Below are 18792 nucleotides of genomic sequence, written 5' to 3' on the forward strand. Positions count from 1 at the left end.
AGCTTGGATCTGCCCCAGCGACGCCGGGCTCCCGCACAACGGGAGGCCGTGCCCGTCGCGAAACCGAACGGAAAGGGTGCTCCGGATGCGAGTGCTGGTTCTCGGCGGTGACGGCTACCTCGGGTGGCCGACCGCGCTCCACCTGTCGGACAACGGCCACGAGGTGGCGGTCCTGGACAATTTCGCCCGCCGGCAGTACGACGTGGAGCTCGGCGCCGAAAGCCTGGTCCCGATCGAGGACCTGAGCACCCGGCTCGACGCGTGGCAGGCGGCGTCCGGCAAGCGGATCGCCAGCTACGAGGGCGACCTGCTGGACGCCGCGTTCCTGTTCGGCGCGGTGCGCGAGTTCAAGCCCAACGCCATCGTGCACTTCGCCGAGCAGCGGTCCGCGCCGTACTCGATGATCGACCGCGAGCACGCCGTGTACACCCAGCACAACAATGTGGTCGGCAACCTGAACCTGCTCTACGCCATCGCCGAGATCGACCCGGACATCCACCTGGTCAAGCTGGGCACGATGGGCGAGTACGGCACCCCGAACATCGACATCGAGGAAGGCTGGCTGGAGGTCGAGCACAACGGCCGCAAGGACCGGATGCTCTACCCGAAGAAGCCGGGCTCGTTCTACCACCTGTCGAAGGTGCACGACTCGCACAACATCGAGTTCGCGTGCCGGATCTGGGACCTGCGCGCGACCGACCTCAACCAGGGCGTCGTGTACGGCCAGCAGACCCCGCAGACCGCGCTCGACCCGCGGCTGGCCACCCGGTTCGACTACGACGCGGTGTTCGGCACGGTGCTCAACCGGTTCGTCATCCAGGCCGTGCTGGGCCAGCCGCTGACGGTGTACGGCAAGGGCGGGCAGACCCGCGGGCTGATCGACATCCGGGACACCGTGGAGTGCATCCGGCTGGCCGTGGAGAACCCGGCGGGCCGCGGCGAGTTCCGCGTGTTCAACCAGATGACCGAGAGCATGTCGGTGCGCGAGATCGCCGAGGTCGTCGCGGACCGCTTCCCCGGCCCGGTGCAGATCGAGAACCTCGAAAACCCGCGGGTGGAGCAGCCCGAGCACTACTACAACGTGAAGCACACCGGGCTGGTCGGGCTCGGCCTGGATCCGCACCTGCTGTCGGACACGCTGATCGAGTCGCTGTTCGACCTCGTCGGCGCCAACAAGCACCGGGTGGACGACGCCCGGCTGCGCCCGACGGTGCGCTGGCGCGGGGCCGTCGAACCCTCCTGACTCCCGCGTCGCGGATTCCTTCGCCGCTCTCGCCGCTCCGCCGCCGAAAATTGTCGGTGCCGGATGGGATGCTTCTCCAGTCAGCCCCGGAAGGGGACGGAACCGGAAGAGCGGCAAGGAAAACGTGGGGGACCAAGCAGCGGCGCGGTGGAGCCCGGAGCGGGTGCTCGAGCTCGCGCCGGACCCCGGGTCGGCGAAAGCCGGGCGCGGGCAGGCGGCGCCGGCGAAGTGGTCGGGCGCCGGCGCGTCGGCCCGCGCCGTCTGGGGCGCATGCCAAGGCAGCGGGAAACGGCCGTACCTGACGACCGTGGAGACGGCGGGGCCGGCGTTCAAGTGCAGCTGCCCGAGCCGGAAGTTCCCGTGCAAGCACGCGCTGGGGCTGTTGCTGCTCTGGTCAGGCGGGCAGCTCCCCAGCGCGGCGGAGCCCGGGTGGGTGCGCGAATGGCTCGACGGGCGGGTTTCGCGCGCGGAGAAGAAGCCGGCCGCGCCCAAGGATCTCGAAGCCGCGGCGAAGCGGGCCGAGGAACGGCTGGCCCGGGTCACCGCCGGTGCCGCGGAGCTGCGCGGATGGCTCACCGACCGGGTGTCGGCCGGGTTCGCCGCGTTCGAGCGCGGCGGTGCCGAAGAGCTGTACACGGTCGCCTCGCGGATGGTCGACGCGCAGGCGCCGGGCCTGGCGAACGGGTTGCGCCGGGCGGCCGCGCTGATCGGCCGCGGCCGCGATTGGCCGGACCGGCTGCTGGCCGAGCTGTCGCTGGTCTACCTGCTCGCGGACGCGGCGGACCGGCTCGCCGAGCTGCCCGCCGGGCTCGCCGATTCGGTCCGCAGCCGCCTCGGGTTCTCGATGGGCAACGCGCAGGTGCTGGAATCCGGCGAGCGGGTGCCGGATCAGTGGCTGGTCACCGGCGCGATCGACGAGGAACAGGAATCGTTGCGCAGCAGGCGCACCTGGCTGCGCGGGAAGCGCAGCGGCCGGGACGCGCTGGTGCTGTCCTTCGCGCCTCCCGGGCGGCCGCTGGACAGTTCGCTGCCGCCGGGGTCGGTGGTCGCGGGCGAGCTGGTGTTCCATCCGGCCGCGGTGCCGCAGCGCGCGGTGTTCGACCATCGTGAGGAACCTGTTGCGGCCGCACCGGAATCCGTGCCGGCGGGCGGGACGTTCGCCGCCGCGCTCGCCGAGCACGCCGCCGCGCTCGCGGCGGATCCTTGTCTCGACCGGTGGCCGATGCTGCTGTCCGATCTCCGGCCGGCCCGGCACGGCGACGGCTGGGCACTGTCCGATGTAGACGGTTCAGCGCTGCCGCTGTCCCCGTCGGCGGATCCGTGGCCGTTGCTGGCGCTCGCCGCCGAGCGGCCGGTCACGGTGGCCGCGGAGTGGACGACGGCCGGGTTGCGGCCGTTGAGCTGCTGGCACCGGGACGGGATGGTGCGGCTGTGACTGCCTGGAACGACCTCGTCGGCACCGTCCTGCTCGGCACTCGCCGCCGGCCGGTCGACATCGCCGCGCTGCCGGCCGGCGTCCGGGATCTCGCCGGGCAACGCACTGACCCCGCCGACCAGGCGCTGGTCGCCGCGGCCGCGCTCACCGGATACTTGCGTGCTGGCCGGCAGCCGCTCGCCGGCGTCGAACCGGAGCCCGCGGCCGCCGAGGACACCCGGCCGCTGGTGCGCACCGTCGCGCGGGCCCGGCTCGGGCATCTGCTGTCCGCCAACCGGCCCGAGTTGCTGGAGGAATGGCTGAACGCCGTGGCGGACCGGGGATTCCGGATTCCTCCCGGCCGGTTGCCCGCGCTCGCCGACGCGGCCCGCACCCGGGTTTCGCTGCGTGCGCCGCTCGCCGCCGTCGCCGGTCCGGTCGGCGTCTGGCTCGGCGAACGGAACCCGGACTGGGCGTTCCTGGTCGCCGCGGACGACGACACCAGCGACAACGCTTGGCAGTTCGGCACGGCTGCCCGGCGGCAAGCCTGGCTGGAACGCGTGCTCGTCGCCGACCCGGCGCGAGCGCGCGCGGCGCTGTCCGCCGCCTGGAGCAGCGAACCGGCCGAGATCCGGGCGACCTTCCTGACGTTGCTCGGCGAACACCTCGCCGAGCAGGACGAGGCGTTCGTCGAAGCCGCACTCGGCGACCGGGCCGCCGGCGTCCGGGACATCGCGCTGCGGTTGTTCGGCCGGTACCCGGATTCGGAGTTCGGCAAGCGGATGATCGAACGGCTGCGCGCGTGCGTCACCGTCCGCAGCCGTCCACTGCGAGCGGACGTGCTGGAGTTCTCGCCCCCGGAAGCCGACGACAGCCTGGTGCGCGACGGCATTCGCGTCCCGGCCGGGCCGGGACAGGGCACCGCGCAGCTGCGCGCGATCATCGCCGCCGCTCCGCTGCGGTTCTGGGCCGAGTACGGCACTCCGGGCGAGCTGGCCGGGATGCTGGTCGACGGCCCGCCGCTGAACGTGGTGCGGGAAAGCTGGGCCACCGCCGCGCTCCGGCAACGCGACGAGCAGTGGGCGCAAGCGCTCGTCGAGGCCGAACCCAGCGGCCGCGGCACCGCCGCGTTGATCGGAGTGCTGTCCCCGGACCAGCAAGCGGCCACGGTCGCGAAACTGACCCGGCGGCTGCCGGTCGAGGCGCTCACCCGGCTCATCCTGGACCTGCCCCAGCCGTGGCCGGCCCAGCTCGGCACGGTGCTGCTCGACTGGATCGCCGGGCAGCGCGACCACCGGCTCGTCGCGCACGCGGCCGCGCTGGTCGCGAAAGCCGTTCCGGTCCCCTGCCTCGGCCACCCGCTGGCCGAGATCCCGCTTCCGGGCGAGGCCGCCCCGTGGCGGCGCGCGGTCGCCGAAACCCTGTCCTTCCGCCGCGAAATGCACAAGGAGCTCGCATGACGTCCCCCGTCCTCCGGCCGCACGCCGAACAGGAATACGCCGGCGAACTGGCTGCCCTCGCCGCGGCCGACGACCGGGCGCGGCCGCCGTCCTGGCGGTTGTCCCCGTGGGCGGTGGTCACCTACCTGCTCGGCGGGAAGCTCGGCGACGGCACTGAGATCACCCCGAAGTACGTCGGTCCGCGGCGGCTGATCGAGGTCGCGGTCGCCACCCTGGCCACCGACCGGGCGCTGCTGCTGCTCGGCGTGCCGGGCACCGCGAAGACCTGGGTGTCCGAGCATCTCGCGGCCGCCGTCAGCGGCGATTCCACACTGCTGGTGCAGGGCACCGCGGGTACCGCCGAGGAGCAGATCCGCTACGGCTGGAACTACGCGCGGCTCATCGCCGAAGGGCCGAGCGACCAGGCACTGGTGGAAAGCCCGGTACTGCGCGCGATGCGCGACGGCAAGGTGGCGCGGCTCGAAGAACTCACCCGCATCCCGGCCGACGTGCAGGATTCGCTGATCACCATCCTGTCCGAGAAGACGCTGCCGATCCCCGAACTGGGCGCCGAGGTCCAGGCCCGGCCCGGGTTCACCCTGATCGCCACCGCGAACAACCGGGACAAGGGCGTCAACGAGCTGTCCAGCGCGCTGCGGCGGCGGTTCAACACCGTCGTGCTGCCGCTGCCGGACACCGCCGAGGCCGAGGTGGAGATCGTCCGGCGGCGGGTCGACCAGCTCGGGACGGCACTGTCGCTGCCCGCCGAGGCCGCCGATCTCGCGGAGATCCGCCGCGTGGTCACGGTCTTCCGCGAGCTTCGGTCCGGCCGGACAGAGGACGGGCGCACCGCGGTGAAGACACCGTCTGGCACGTTGTCCACCGCGGAAGCGATCAGCGTCCTCACCGGCGGGCTCGCGCTGGCCGCGCACTTCGGCGACGGCGTGCTGCGCGCGCCGGACGTCGCGGCCGGGATTCACGGCGCGGTCGTGAAGGATCCGGTGGCGGACGGTGCGATCTGGAGCGAATACCTGGAGACGGTCGTGCGCGAGCGGGAGGGCTGGGCCGACTTCTACCGCGCGGGCCAGGAGATCGCCGGATGACCACTCACCTCCTCGGGATCCGGCACCACGGTCCTGGTTCGGCCCGGGCGGTCGCCGCCCGGCTCGCCGAGCTGGAGCCGGACGTAGTGCTGATCGAGGGACCGCCGGAGGCGGACCAGCTCGTCGGTCTCGCCGCGGACGAGGGAATGCGGCCGCCGGTGGCCCTGCTGGCGTACGCGGCCGACGATGTGTCGCGGGCGGCGTTCTGGCCGTTCGCGGTGTTCAGCCCGGAATGGCAGGCGCTGCGGTACGCGGCCGGCGCCGGCGTGCCGGTGAAGTTCTGCGATCTGCCTGCGGCGCACCAGTTCGCGATCGACGACGAGCGGACCGCGCCGCGCGCCGACCCGCTCGCCGAGCTCGCCGCGGTCGGCGGATACGACGATCCGGAACGCTGGTGGGACGACTTCGTGGAATCCCGCCGCGGCGCGGAATCGCCGTTCGAGGTGATCGCCGACGCGATGACCGCGCTGCGCGAGGGCGACCGTCCGGGTGATCTGCACGAGCAGCGCCGCGAGGCGTACATGCGGAGCGTGCTGCGCCGGACCCGCAAGGAAGGCTACAAGCAGATCGCCGTCGTGTGCGGTGCCTGGCACGTGCCCGCGCTCGCCGATCCGCTGCCGCCGGCCACCCGCGATCAGGCTGTCCTGAAAGGACTTCCGAAGCGCAAGGTGGCGTGCACCTGGGTGCCGTGGACGCACGGCAGGCTCGCGTCCGGCACCGGCTACGGCGCGGGCGTGCGCTCCCCGGGCTGGTACCACCACCTGTTCACCACGACCGGCGACGTCACCGGCCGGTGGCTCACCGCGGTCGCCGGGGTGCTGCGCGAGGAAGACCTTCCGGTGTCCACCGCGCACGTCATCGAAGGCGTGCGGCTGGCGGAGACGCTGGCCGCGCTGCGGGGCCGGTCGTCGGCAGGACTCGCCGAAGTCGACGCCGCCACCCGGGCCGTGTTGTGCGGCGGCGACGACGTGCAGGCCGACCTGGTCACCCGCCGGCTCGTAGTCGGCGAACTGCTCGGCGAGGTCCCGGAAAGCGTGCCGCAGGCTCCGTTGGCCGCAGACCTCGTCGCCACCGCACGGAGGCTCCGGCTCAAACGCGAACCGCGGGCCCGCGAACTCGACCTGGACCTGCGCACGCCGAACGGCCTCGACCGATCCCGGCTGCTGCACCGGCTACAGGTGCTGGGCATCCCGTGGGGCGAGCCGGAGCGATCGTCGGTCCGGAACAAAGGCACCTTCCGCGAAACCTGGACACTGTGCTGGGAGCCCGGTTTGGAGGTCGACCTCGTCGCGGCGGCCGTGCACGGAACCACCGTGCCCAGCGCGGCGGCGGCCGTAGTGCGGGAGGCGGTCGCCGACGCTCCGTCGCTCGGCGACATCACCGCGGCGGTGGAGAGCTGCCTGCTGGCCGATCTCGGCGACGCGCTGCCGGAAACCCTTGCCGCGCTGGACACCCGGGCCGCCGCGGACGCCGATGTCGCGCACCTCATGACCGCCCTGCCCCCACTGGCGCGGGCAACCCGCTACGGCGATGTCCGGGGCACGGACACGGCGCGGCTGCGGGAGGTCGCGGACCGGATCCTGACCCGGGTGTGCGCCGGCCTGCCGCCCGCCGTGCACGGGCTCGACGAGGACGCCGCCGGTCAGTTCTGCGGCCTGGTCGACACCGTGCACGAGGCCACCGACCTGCTCGGCGAGGCGGCCCGCGAACGCTGGTTCGCCGCGCTGGCCAAGCTCGCCGAGCGCGCCGGTCTGCCGCCGCTGCTGGCCGGCCGGATCGTGCGCCTGCTGCACGACGCCGACCTGCTCGGCAGCACCGAAGTCGAGGTCCGGCTGGGCCGGATGCTGACTGCGGGCATCGAGCCGAACGCCGGGGCCGGCTACGTCGAAGGCTTCTTCGCCGGCGGTGCGCTGCTGCTCGTGCACGACGAACGCATGCTCCGGGTCGTCGACACCTGGCTGAGCTCGATCCCGCCCGAGACGTTCACCGAGGTGCTTCCGTTGCTGCGGCGCACTTTCGGCGCGTTCGCCGGACCGGAGAAACGCGCTGTCGGCGAACGCGCCGCGGCCCTGTCCGGCGGCCGCCCGCCGGACAGGGCCGAAGCCGAAGAGCTGGACGAAATCCGCGCCGCGAACGCCCTCCCGGTGTTCGCCACCCTCCTGGGAGCCACCCGATGACCGAAAACCCGGAACGCCTCCGCCGCTGGCGGCTGGTGCTGGGCGGGGATTCCGACGGCACCGGGCACCCTCTGTCCACAGCGGACAGTGGCGTCGACAGTGTGCTGGCCGCGCTGTACGACGAAGGCGCGAACACCCGCGGCAGCGGCCAGCGCAGCGGCGGGCTGCAGGCGTCCGCGCCGAGAGTCGCCCGCTGGCTCGGCGACATCCGGCGGTACTTCCCCGGCTCGGTCGTGCAGGTGATGCAACGCGACGCCGTGGACCGGCTCGGGCTCACCCGGATGCTGCTGGAGCCGGAGCTGCTGAGCGCGGTCGAGCCGGATGTCCACCTGGTCGGGACTCTGCTGTCGCTCAACAACGTCCTGCCCGAGGAGACGAAGGAGACCGCGCGCACCGTCGTCCGCACGGTGGTGCGCGAACTGGAGGAACGGCTGGCCGAACGCACCCGCGCGGCCGTGCGCGGCGCACTGGACCGCGCGACCCGCACCCACCGCCCGCACGGCGCGGACATCGATTGGGCCCGGACCGTCCGGCGCAACCTGCGGCACTACTCCCCTGAGCTGAAAACTATCGTCCCGGAACAGTTTTTCGGCTACGGCCGGCGAGAGCACAGCGTCCGGCGAGAGGTCATTCTCGCCGTGGACCAGTCCGGCTCGATGGCGGAATCGGTGGTGTACTCCGGTGTCTTCGGCGCCGCGCTGGCCTCGATGCGGGCGTTGAGCACCAAGTTCGTCGCCTTCGACACCGCGGTCGCCGATCTCTCCGACCACCTGGACGACCCGGTGGACGTCCTGTTCGGCACCCAGCTCGGCGGCGGAACCGACATCAACCGGGCGCTGGCGTACTGCCAGGGCTTGGTCGAACGGCCGGAGCAGACGCTGCTGGTGCTGATCAGCGACCTGTACGAAGGCGGGGTGCGCGACGAGCTGCTGCGCCGGGTGGCAGACCTGGTCGCGTCGGGGGTGCAGGTGGTGACGCTGCTGGCGCTGTCCGATTCGGGGGCGCCGTTCTACGACCGCGAGAACGCGGCCGCGCTGAGCGAACTGGGGGTGCCGGCGTTCGCCTGCACGCCGGACCTGTTCCCGGACCTGATGGCCGCGGCGTTGAAGAGGGAGGATTTGAGCCGCTGGGCCGCGGCTGCTGCGGAGTGACGGGCGATCGCGCGCGGCTCAAGGCCCGGCGGGACTATTCGCGGGTCCGCCGATGTTCACCATGACGCAGGCGCGGTGCGGAATCCGCGCCCCGATCCCGGAGAGGACGGAAAGGCATGAAGGTGCGCACGTCCGTTCGTTCCCTGGCCCGGCAGCCCGGCGCCCAGGTGATCCGCCGGCACGGGAAGGTGCTGGTGATCAACCAGGCGAACCCGCGGGGCAAAGCCCGGCAGGGCTGACCCGGAAGTCCGCCCGAGCCGAACTCGGCCCGGGCGGCGCCAGCGGTCTGCCGAGGTGGCACTCGGCCCCTCGGATGACTCCAGCCGGCCCAGGCCGAACTCGGCGCAGGCCGGGCAACCCAGTCGAGCAACGGTGAAACGGTGCCCGGCGGTCCGCTCGGATCGCCGGGCTGTCGTATGTCTGCGGGCAGGTCCGGGCGGCGAGCACCGAAACCTGCCCGAGCCTGCCCGAACAACTAGGCTAACCCGCCCGGACCCCGGCTTCCGCCCGCGCCCGCCGCCGGAAGCGCATCACTCCGTCGTCGAGGCGGCGCAGCCGCAGGTCGGCCGCGTCCAGCAGGTAGTTCTGCCGCATCAGCCAGGGCCGCCGGTCGCCCTGCCTCGGCAGCACCGACGCGGCTCGCGTCAGATATCCCGATGTCAGCCCCATGATCGGGCGGCGCTTCGACTCCGGGATCGCCGGCGGAGCCGGTTCGCACGTGTCGTATCCGCGGCGCGTCATGTGGTTCAGCAACCGGCACACGTACTGCGACACCAAGTCCGACCGCAGCGTCCAGGACGCGTTCACATACCCCACGCACCACGCCAGATTCGGCACCCCGGCCAGCATCATTCCCTTGTACACCAGCTGTTCCGCTGGAGTCACCGGGCGACCGTCCACGCTCAGGGCGATGCCGCCGAACGCGGTCACCCGCAGGCCGGTCGCGGTGACGATCACGTCGGCCGGCAGCGAGCGGCCGGACGCCAGTTGCACCCCGTCGGCGGTGAAGCGGGCGATCTGGTCGGTGACGATGTCCGCTTTGCCGCTGCGGAAGGCGGCGAACAGGTCGGCGCCTGGAGTCAGGCACAGCCGTTGGTCCCATGGCCGGTACTTCGGCACGAAATGAGGATCGACCGGGATCGACGGCGGCAGTTGCTTCGCGACTCCGCCGCGCAGGGCGGCCGCGGCACGTTCGGGCTGACGGCGGGCGAACTGGTAGAGCGCGGTCGTCAGCAGAATGTTCTTGCCTCGCACCAGGCGATACGTCACCTCGGCGGGCAGCACGCCCGCCAATCGGTCGGCGAGCTTGTCGGTCCAGGGGCGGGCCAGGACGTAACTCGGCGACCGTTGCAGCATCGTCACCGACGATGCTTGCTCGGCCAGCGCGGGCACCAGGGTGACCGCGGTGGCGCCGCTGCCGATGACGACGGCTCGCTTGCCCGTGCAGTCCAGGTCGTCCGGCCAGAATTGCGGGTGGACGATCTCGCCGCGGAAGTCCTCGCGGCCCGGGAAGTCGACGACGTGCCCGCTTTCGTAGCTGTAGTAACCGCTGCACAGATACAGGAACGAGCAGGTGAACTGGACCGGCTCGCCGTCGTGCTCCGCCGAAACGGTCCACTGCGCGTCGGCGGAGGACCATTCGGCCCGCACCACGCGATGACCGAACCGGATGTGCGCGAACACCCCGTGCTCCTCCGCGGTTTCGCGGAGGTACTGCAGGATCTCCGGGCCGGACGCGATCGCGTCCGGCTTGCGCCACGGGCGGAACGGGTAGCCGAGGGTGAACATGTCCGAGTCGGACCGCACGCCGGGGTACCGGAACAGGTCCCAGGTGCCGCCGATCGAGTCCCGGGCTTCGAGGATCGCGTACGTGCGCCCGGGCGACTGCTGCCGCAGCCGGCAGGCCGCCCCGATGCCGGACAGCCCGGCTCCGACGATCAGTACGTCAACGTGCGGCACATTCGCCTCCACCGTTCCGCCGGCGCGAGTGGGGCCCCGCCGGGCCGGGTCGGGAATCACCGGCCCAGCGGGGAGGACCGTACTCTCATCCCCAGGGGATGATCTTCGTGGCGCCGCAGGACCCGCTGAGCGGTACGTCCACCGTGCGCCGGCGCACTGTCACGCGGACGCTGTCCTGCAGCTGCGTCGGGTCCGAAACGGCGAGCTGCCAGCCCTTGCCGGTCCGTCCGACCGCCACCGAAGCCGGTCCTGAGACAGTTACGTCGTCCACCGTACCCGCAGTGTAGAAATTCGCCAGCAGCGTGTTGTCCCACAGTCGCAGCGCCTGCACCTCGGCGGTGTTCGCCCGGACACGCCAGGCGAGCGCCGAGGCGACCGTGCTGACCACCGAAGCCCCGGGCAGCACCGCGTACGCGTACTTCGCGTCCGTCGGATTGGCACCGTGTTCGATCACCAGCTTCTGGTACCGCCGGGTGTTCGGCGTGGTGGTGCCCTTCGTGTTGGCACCGGTGTCGATGTCGCGCCAGGCGCCGACGCGGTCCTCGCGCAGCGCGGTGACCTCGGAGTTGTCCAGCAGGACGTACCCGCCGACGTTGTCCAGGTGCAGCCAGCGCGGCCGGTGCAGTGTGCTCGCCCGGCCCGGCACGGTGCCGACGACGCTGCCGTCGGCCAGCAGCATCCCGCGTCCGTTCTCGCCGAGGTTGCGGTTCTCGATGGCGGTCCGGACCGCCTGCCCGGACGCATCGGTGATGCCCGCGCCGAGGCACACCACGCCTGCCGGAGTGAAGAACCAGGACTTCTTCGCGGTCAGCGAACCGTCTTCGGAGGCGAAGTCCATCGCGTACGCGCCGTGCCGGGCGTCCCAGCGCACGCCGCCGACATGCGCTTTCGTCGTCACCGGCGTACCCGACGGCGGTCCGGACGGGCCGGCCTTGGCCGTGGTGCCGGGCAGCAGCGCCGGGTCGACAGTCGGCCAGTAGGCGTCCGAGTAGTGCCCCTTCGCGTTCGGCAGGAAGACGTACAGCACCCCGTCGCCGACGTGCCAGCCGTGCAGGTTCATCCCGTTGATCGCCTCGTACCGCGAGATCCGCGCGGAGCCGACGCCGAGGGAGGCGGACCAGCCCTCGGTGACGTGCACCATCCGGTCCTGCTGGCCGAAGATCCGGTGCGCGGCGACGATCGGGGTCGGCCGGACGCGCCGCGCGAGCATCTCCTGCGCCAGCTCGATGCCGGGCGTCGCGACCAGGTCCGGCCCCGGCGCGAACCGTTCCGGATCGGGGATCTCCAGGAACGGCGCGTAGCTGCCTTCCTTGATCCACTTCGCGGCCAGCCCGGACAGCTCGGCCTGCACCGTCCCGGTCGCCGAGCGCGCGAGAACCAGCGTCGCGACGGTCAGCTGGTGGCCGATGTCGTGCCCGGTCTCGCCCTGTCGCGAGAGCATCCGCCCGCGCACCGGCTCCATCAGCGCGCCCGCGTACACGAAGGGCGCGTACGTGTCGCCGACCAGCGCGTAGATCTTCTGCTTGAGGTCGTCCGGCAGCGCGTACTCGGTGCCTTCGGTGACGTGGACGGTGCCGGCCAGCGCGGTCAGCAGCACGATGCCGTAGTGCCCGGGGTACGGGATGGTGTCGTGCTGGATGAACGAACCGTCGACGTGGAAGCCGTCGCCGGCGGCGCGGTCCAGCTTCGCCAGGACGCTCGCCGCACCGCCGCCGGCGACGTCGGTGATCGCGTCGAGGCCGGTGCGGATCCAGGCGGGGTCGCCGATCAGCGCGCCGGCCACGATGGAGATCAGCGCCTTGTCCGCGCGGTTCGCGCCGGTCTCGACGACCTTCGGGTTGTTCGCGCGCAGGTTCGGGTTGCCGACGAACCGCTTGATCGGGCTGACGTATCGCGCCAGCTCGTCCGCGGTCAGCTGGTCGGCGACGGTGACCAGGGTGTGCAGCAGGTAGTACGGCACGCCGATCTCGTAGGTGTACCAGTTGCCGATCTCGCCGACCTGCGGGTTGTACTGGCTGGTGTAGATCAGCTCCAGCGCTTTCTTGATGCTGTCCAGCACCTGGGGGTCGCCGCACAGGGTGGCGCCGGGAGTCCCCCAGTCCACCGCGATGGCGCGCAGCCGGGCGTACATCGACGTGGTGTAGTCGCTGCCCGGGCCGAGCGGCAGATCGGTCCACAGCGGACCATTGCCGGCCACCGACATGCTGTCGTAGTAGGACTTCGCGACCCGGCCGAGGTTCTTCAACGCGGCAGCCCGCTCCGGCGACGGCCGGTTGATGCCGGTCTGCAGCTCGCGGTAGCCCGCGACGATCGCCTTGAGCGGATCCGGCGAGGCAGAAGCGGCGAAAGCCGGACGCGCGGTCGCGACGAGCGCGGCCGACGCGGCGGCGAGGGCACCGCCACGCAGTGCGGTTCTGCGGTTCACGGGCATGACGGTGCCTCCCAGGGGTTGGTTGCGAGTGGCTGGGCCGGCAAGAACCGGCTCAGCCACTCGCCAGAGGGTTGTTCAGCGAGCCCCGTCGACGCGGCGGGGAAGAGACCACGGGTTCGCTTCGCGCAGGGCTTCCGGCAGCAACGCGTCCGGGAAGCTCTGCCACGCCACCGGGCGCAGGAAGCGCTCGATGGCGGCGGTGCCGACCGAGGTGGTGGTCGGCGCGGTGGTCGCCGGGTACGGGCCGCCGTGCTGCTGCGCCCAGCTGACCGTGACGCCGGTCGGCCAGTCGTTCCACAGCAGCCGTCCGGCCAGCCGGGTCAGCGAGGGCAGCAACGGACGCACGAACTCCGCGTCGCTCTCCTCCCCCTGCACCGTCGCGGTGAGACCCGGTTCGAGGCTGTCCAGCACCTCGATCAGCTCGGACTGGTCGGAGTAGGTGACGATCAGCGACGCCGGGCCGAAGTGCTCCTCGCGCACGGCTTCGCCGCCGGCCAGGAACTCCTTCGCGGTGGTCGCCAGCAACGACGGCGTGAACGCGTCACCGTTCTGCTCGCCGGCCACCAGCGACTCGACGCCTGGTGCCGCACGCAGGTCCGCGAGTTTCTGTGCGAACCCGGCCGCGATGCGGTCGTTCAGCATCTCCTGCTGCGCGACGTCGCCGACCGCCGCGCGCAGCGTGTCCTCGAGGCCGTGGCCCTCCGGCAGGAACAGCAGGCCCGGCTTGGTGCAGAACTGACCGGCCCCGAGGCTGAACGATCCGGCGTAGCCCTTCGCCACGTCCTCGCCGCGCGCGGCCAGCGCGCCTGGCGTCACGACCACCGGGTTTACGCTGCCCAGCTCGCCGTAGAACGGGATCGGCGTCGGCCGCGAGACCGCGATGTCGAACAGCGCGCGCCCGCCCGGCACGGAACCGGTGAACGCGGCCGCCGCGATCCGGGGGTCCTTGAGCGCGGTGACGCCCTGCTCGAAGCCGTGGATGACGGCGAACGCACCTTCCGGCGCACCGGCCGCCACGAGCGCCTGCGCGACGATCTCACCGGTACGGGTGGACAGCTCCTCGTGGCCGGGGTGCGCCTTCAGCACCACCGGGCAGCCGGACGCGAGCGCGGACGCGGTGTCGCCGCCCGCGACGCTGAACGCGAACGGGAAGTTGCTCGCCGCGAAGACGAGCACCGGGCCGATCGGCACCAGCACGCGGCGCAGGTCCGGCCGGGCGCCCATCGGCCAGGCCGGGTCGGCGTGGTCGACGGTCGCGCCGAGGAACTCGCCGTCCCGCAGCACCTCGCCGAACAGCCGCAGCTGGAACGTGGTGCGGGCCAGTTCGCCCTTCAGCCGCGGGGCGGCCGGCAGGTGAGTTTCCTGGTGCGCCAAGGCGATCAGTTCTTCGGCGGCGGCGTCGAGCGCGTCCGCGGCGGCGGCCAGCCAGCTCGCGCGCTCGGCCGGGGTGCTCTCCGCGAACGGCCGGGCGGCCGCCGCCGCGGCAGCCAGCACCCGGTCCAGTTCCGGAGCAGAGGTTTCGCTCATGGGGTTCTCCTCAAAGCAGGTTCAGGGCGCCGAGTGCGCGGCCGCGGTAGCGGCGTGCAGGTCGCTCCAGCGGGCAGGCCCGGCGAGGCCCAAGTGGTACAGGTGCAGTTCGGCCGCGCCGGCCTCGGCCAGCTCGGTCACGTACGACTCGATGTCCGGGACCGGGCTCGCCGCGACGGCGGTGATGTAGCTGCCGATCGCGACCTGCTCCGGCAGCGCCTGACGCGCGGCCTTGACCGCGTCGACGCTGCCCTGCCCGGGCGCCCAGTTCTGCAGCACCACAGTCGCGGCGTCGTCCGCTGCGGTCGGGGTCAGGCCGGGCAGCGCGCCGGTGACCCACGGGTCCAGCGCGCCGTGCAGGACGATCCGGGTGCCCGGCTCGAGCACCGCGAGCACCGCGGCGCGCAAGGCATCCGTCGACTGCTGGCGTCCGGCCAGCAGCACGTCGGACAGCTTCGCCGGAAGCCGGTCCTCGGTCACCGACAGATCCGCCGTCGCGATGATCCGCTGGACTTCCGCGCACAAGGTTTCGCGCACTTCCTCGGCGTCGAAGCCGGTCCAGTTCTCCGCGCACGCGTCGCAGCAGCAGATCGACAGCAAACGCGCGGCGGCCGGGGCCCACACGCCGTCGGTCTTCTCGTGCTGGTGCTGGTGCACGCCGCCGAGCGGGCCGCACGCCTCCAGGATCACCGAGGCGAGGTCAAGCCCGGCAACGGATTCCGCGGTCAACGTCGCCGCGAACTCGCGCACCGCGGGCTGGGCCGGGCAGAGCGCCCACGGGTACGACTCACCGAAACTATTGCGCACCGCGTACTGCGGGAACTGCGTGCCCAGCTGCGAGTTGTGCGTGAGCACGATCCACGCCGCCGCCGGGATGCCCGCCCCATTCAGCCGCCGGACCGCGTCGCCGCCGCTGTCGGACTGGGAAACCCACTCCGGCACGGCAGGGACGAGCTCGCCCCATGGTTGCGCGCGCACCGGCCGGTAGAGCGCGGCAGTCCGCGCGATCACCGAGGTGCGCTCCGCCGACCACGGCGTGGCCGCTCGCGCGCTGTGGTACGCCAGCGCCACCGCCACCTCGTCGATCCCGAGGTCCTGCACCCGTTCGACGAACGCGTCGTCGCCGAGCACGTCCCACGGATAGGCGTATCCGGTCACCTTCACCGCGTCACCACCTCGCCGTGTTCGGCTCGAATCCGGGAGTGTAGTTCCGCATGTACGTCACGTCGTCCCGTTTGGTCAGTCCACATCGGACATAGTCTTCGTGCGCCCTGGCGAGCGCGTCCTGGTCCAGCGCGATCCCGAGGCCGGGCCGGTCCGGCACGGCGACCGCGCCGTCGGCGAACTCCAGCGCACCGGGCTCGATCACGTCGGCGGTCTTCCACGGCCAGTGCGTGTCGCACGCGTACGTCAGGTGCGGGGTCGCGGACGCGACGTGCACCATCGCGGCGAGGCTGATGCCGAGGTGGCTGTTGGAATGCATCGACAGGCCCACGCCGAAACTCTCGCAGGCCACCGAAAGCGCCTGGGTATCCCGCATTCCGCCCCAGAAGTGGTGATCGGACAGCAGCACGCCGATCGCGCGCGCCCGGAACGCGGGTTCCAGGTCGCCGAAGTTCACCACGCACATGTTGGTGGCCAGCGGCATGCTCGCCTCGCGCGCGACCCGGGCCATGCCCTCGATGCCGGGCGTCGGGTCCTCCAGGTACTCCAGCACGCCGTCGAGCTCGGCCGCGACCCGGATGCTCGTCTCCGGCGTCCACGCCGCGTTCGGGTCGATCCGCAGCGGGTGCCCGGGGAACGCCTCGGCGAGCGCGCGAATGCCCTCGATTTCCTGCTCCGGCGCGAAAACCCCGCCCTTGAGCTTGATGGAGCGGAAGCCGTACTCGTCGATCATCCGCTTCGCTTCGCCGACCAGCGCCTCCGGCGTGACGACCTCGCCCCAGCTGTCCTCGCCGGCGCCGATGTGCGCGCCGTACTTGTAGAACAGGTACGCGGAGAAGTCGACCGCGGCGCGCGCCTTGCCGCCGAGCAGATCGGCGACCGGCCGGCCGAGGAAGTGCCCCTGCGCGTCCAGGCAGGCGACCTCGAACAGCGAGTACACGCTGGCGATGGTCTTGCGGATGGAGAACCCGCCGATCAGGCCGTGCTCGTCGGTCAGCACGGTGCCGGCCAGCGTGCGCGCGACGATCCGCTTCAGCCCGGGCAGGTCGAACACGTCGTGCCCGGCCAGCTCCGGCAGCACCTTGCGCACTTCGCCGAGGAACGCCGCGTCGCCGTAGGACTCGCCGAGGCCGACCACCCCGTCGTCGCAGACCAGCTGGACCACGCTGCGCAGCGCGAACGGCTCGTGCACGCCCATCACGTTGAGCAGCGGCGGATCCGCGAACGCGACCGGGGTCAGCACCACGTCCCGGATCTTCATCGGCTGCCGAGTCCCTTCAGCACCGCGAACCCGTCCTCGACGACCTTGCCGAGCCGGTCGATCTGGTCCGCGGTCGGCTCGACCAGCGGCGGGCGGACGGTGCCGACCTTGTCGCCGCGCAGCCGCGCGGCCGCCTTCACCAGCGACACCGCGAAGCCGGGCGTCTCGTCCCGCAGCGCCACCAGCGGCAGGTAGAAGCCGGCGAGCAGCGCGTCCATCGTCTCGTTGTCGTTCTCCGCGAGCGCGCGGTGGAAGCGGTGCGCGATCTCCGGTGCGAAGCAGTGCACTGCCGAGGAGTAGCGGGCCACGCCGACTGCCGCGTACGCCTTCGCGGACACCTCAGCGGTCGGCAGGCCGTTGAAGAACAGGAAGTCTTCGGCGCGCTGGGTGCCCAGCGCGCGGATGGTGGTGACGATCCGGGTCATCGCCTCTACGTCGCCGTAGCCGTCCTTGAGGCCGACCACCGACGGGATGTCGAGCAGCTTCGCCGCGGCCGGCGCGGAGTACACGCCGGTGCTGCGGTGGTAGACGATCACCGGCACCGTGGTGTCGCCGACCGCGTAACGCACGTGGTCGACCAGTCCGTCCTGCGGCCCGGTGACCAAGTACGGCGGCAGCAGCAGCACGCCGTCCGCGCCGCCCGCCTGCGCCGCCGCGATGCCCGCGCGTGCGCCCGCCGCGCCGCCGCCCGCGCCGACCCACACCGGCACCCGGCCGTTCGCGACCTCGCGCGCCTTCGCCAGCAACGCCGCGACCTCGTCGACCGACAGCGAGCTGAACTCGCCGGTGCCGCAGGCGACGAACAACGCGCCCGCACCGGCGGCCACGTGGCTTTCCACGTTCTCCGCGAACCCGTCGAGGTTCACCTCGAGGTCGTCGGTGAACGGGGTCAGCGGGAACGCCAGCAGGCCGTCCAGCTCGATCTCGGTCTGTGCCATCTGTTTCTGCTCCAATGTTCACATTCTTGAATGGAGTCTGGTATCGTGACTATGTTCACCCACAAGAACGTTGTTCGCGACGCTAATATGGCCGGACTCACAAGTCAACGGCCCGGTCGGAGGACGCGCATGGCGCAGCAGCTGGACACCGCGGCACCCGGCACTCCCGCCGAGTCCGCCGGCGTGAAGTCGGCGCGGCGCGCCATCGACCTGATCGAGACGTTCGCCGCGAACGATGTGTGGCTGTCGCTTTCCGATCTCCATGCGCGCACCGGCTTCCCGCGTTCCAGTCTGCATGGGTTGCTGCGCACTCTGCTGGACGCGGGCTGGCTTGAAGCGGACGCGAACTCCGCGCGCTACCGCCTCGGCGTGCGCGCGCTGATCTGCGGAACCGCGTACCTCGACCGCGACGCGATCGTTCCCTACGCCACCGAAGCGCTGGAGCGCATCCGCGAGAACACCGGTTTCACCGCGCACTTCGCGCGCCGCAACCGCACCGAAGTGGTGTACCTGGAGACGCGCGAGTCGCAGCACTCCACACACCTCATCTCGCGGGTCGGCCGCACCCTCCCCACGCACGCGACCGCGCTGGGCAAGGCGCTGCTCGCCGAGCTGACGCACGACGAGGTCGAAGCGCTGATGCCGGACAAGCTGGCCGCGCTCACTCCGAACACCATCACCACGCTGGACGCGCTGCACGCCGACCTCGCGCGCACCCGGGAACGCGGGTACGCCGCCGAGATCGAAGAGGGCACCCTCGGCGTGCGCTGCGTGGCCGCGGTGATCCCGTACCGCATCCCCGGCACCGACGCGATGAGCTGCTCGATGCCGCTGGGCAAGGTCACCGACGCCGACGTGGAACGCGTCGGCCGGCTGCTGGCCGAGACCACCGCCGAGCTCGGGCAGCAGCTGCGCCGGGCCGGCATCCGCTGACCGCCGCCACCGCCCTGTCCCCTCGTGCGCGGCCGCGCCGGTGCTGACCGGC

At 72.0% G+C, this 18792-nt stretch carries 14 protein-coding genes; 8 read left to right on the forward strand and 6 right to left on the reverse strand.

What is annotated here, in order from left to right; translation table 11 throughout:
• Nucleotides 1-85 precede the first annotated feature (85 nt).
• From AMYBE_RS0115370 to rpmJ, 7 genes are all read left to right on the forward strand, one after another.
• Nucleotides 86-1243 (forward strand): NAD-dependent epimerase/dehydratase family protein, encoded by a 1158-nt coding sequence (locus AMYBE_RS0115370; RefSeq protein WP_020660280.1) that lies wholly within the window; start codon nucleotides 86-88, stop codon nucleotides 1241-1243.
• A gap of 124 nt (nucleotides 1244-1367) precedes the next feature.
• Nucleotides 1368-2678, forward strand: coding sequence for an SWIM zinc finger family protein (locus tag AMYBE_RS0115375; RefSeq protein ID WP_034287018.1), 1311 nt, complete (start codon nucleotides 1368-1370; stop codon nucleotides 2676-2678).
• Nucleotides 2675-4117: a DUF5691 domain-containing protein gene (locus AMYBE_RS0115380; protein WP_020660282.1), complete on the forward strand. Its 1443-nt coding sequence runs from the start codon at nucleotides 2675-2677 to the stop codon at nucleotides 4115-4117. Before AMYBE_RS0115375 ends, AMYBE_RS0115380 begins: the two co-directional genes overlap by 4 nt.
• Nucleotides 4114-5199, forward strand: a complete 1086-nt coding sequence (locus tag AMYBE_RS0115385) for an ATP-binding protein (protein WP_020660283.1) — start codon at nucleotides 4114-4116, stop codon at nucleotides 5197-5199. The genes AMYBE_RS0115380 and AMYBE_RS0115385 overlap by 4 nt, the downstream gene beginning before the upstream one ends.
• Nucleotides 5196-7376: a DUF5682 family protein gene (locus tag AMYBE_RS0115390; protein WP_020660284.1), complete on the forward strand. Its 2181-nt coding sequence runs from the start codon at nucleotides 5196-5198 to the stop codon at nucleotides 7374-7376. The genes AMYBE_RS0115385 and AMYBE_RS0115390 overlap by 4 nt, the downstream gene beginning before the upstream one ends.
• Complete coding sequence (locus AMYBE_RS0115395; protein ID WP_020660285.1) at nucleotides 7373-8527, forward strand: VWA domain-containing protein; 1155 nt, start codon at nucleotides 7373-7375, stop codon at nucleotides 8525-8527. The genes AMYBE_RS0115390 and AMYBE_RS0115395 overlap by 4 nt, the downstream gene beginning before the upstream one ends.
• 116 nt (nucleotides 8528-8643) lie before the next feature.
• Nucleotides 8644-8766: a 50S ribosomal protein L36 gene (gene rpmJ, locus AMYBE_RS0115400; protein WP_020660286.1), complete on the forward strand. Its 123-nt coding sequence runs from the start codon at nucleotides 8644-8646 to the stop codon at nucleotides 8764-8766.
• A gap of 241 nt (nucleotides 8767-9007) precedes the next feature.
• Here rpmJ and AMYBE_RS0115405 read toward each other — a convergent pair whose 3' ends face one another.
• From AMYBE_RS0115405 to AMYBE_RS0115430, 6 genes are all read right to left on the reverse strand, one after another.
• Complete coding sequence (locus AMYBE_RS0115405) at nucleotides 9008-10486, reverse strand: flavin-containing monooxygenase (protein WP_027927677.1); 1479 nt, start codon at nucleotides 10484-10486, stop codon at nucleotides 9008-9010.
• Nucleotides 10487-10571: 85 nt separating this feature from the next.
• Entirely contained in the window at nucleotides 10572-12917 is a 2346-nt protein-coding gene (locus tag AMYBE_RS0115410) for a polysaccharide lyase 8 family protein (RefSeq protein ID WP_020660288.1), read from the reverse strand.
• A gap of 75 nt (nucleotides 12918-12992) precedes the next feature.
• The gene (locus AMYBE_RS0115415) at nucleotides 12993-14444 is read right to left on the reverse strand and encodes an aldehyde dehydrogenase (NADP(+)) (protein WP_020660289.1); all 1452 of its coding nucleotides are present in this window, start codon (nucleotides 14442-14444) and stop codon (nucleotides 12993-12995) included.
• 21 nt (nucleotides 14445-14465) lie between these two features.
• Nucleotides 14466-15608, reverse strand: coding sequence for a hypothetical protein (locus AMYBE_RS0115420; protein WP_020660290.1), 1143 nt, complete (start codon nucleotides 15606-15608; stop codon nucleotides 14466-14468).
• 4 nt (nucleotides 15609-15612) lie between these two features.
• On the reverse strand, nucleotides 15613-16869 hold the full coding sequence (locus tag AMYBE_RS0115425; protein ID WP_020660291.1) for a glucarate dehydratase family protein: 1257 nt from the start codon (nucleotides 16867-16869) through the stop codon (nucleotides 15613-15615).
• Nucleotides 16866-17807: a 5-dehydro-4-deoxyglucarate dehydratase gene (locus AMYBE_RS0115430; RefSeq protein WP_020660292.1), complete on the reverse strand. Its 942-nt coding sequence runs from the start codon at nucleotides 17805-17807 to the stop codon at nucleotides 16866-16868. The genes AMYBE_RS0115425 and AMYBE_RS0115430 overlap by 4 nt, the downstream gene beginning before the upstream one ends.
• Before the next feature lie 129 nt (nucleotides 17808-17936).
• On the opposite strand from AMYBE_RS0115430, the gene AMYBE_RS0115435 reads away from it, so the two are divergent.
• Entirely contained in the window at nucleotides 17937-18740 is an 804-nt protein-coding gene (locus tag AMYBE_RS0115435; RefSeq protein ID WP_020660293.1) for an IclR family transcriptional regulator, read from the forward strand.
• Nucleotides 18741-18792: the final 52 nt, after the last annotated feature.

The sequence above is a fragment of the Amycolatopsis benzoatilytica AK 16/65 genome (assembly GCF_000383915.1).
GTDB classification, from domain to species: domain Bacteria; phylum Actinomycetota; class Actinomycetes; order Mycobacteriales; family Pseudonocardiaceae; genus Amycolatopsis; species Amycolatopsis benzoatilytica.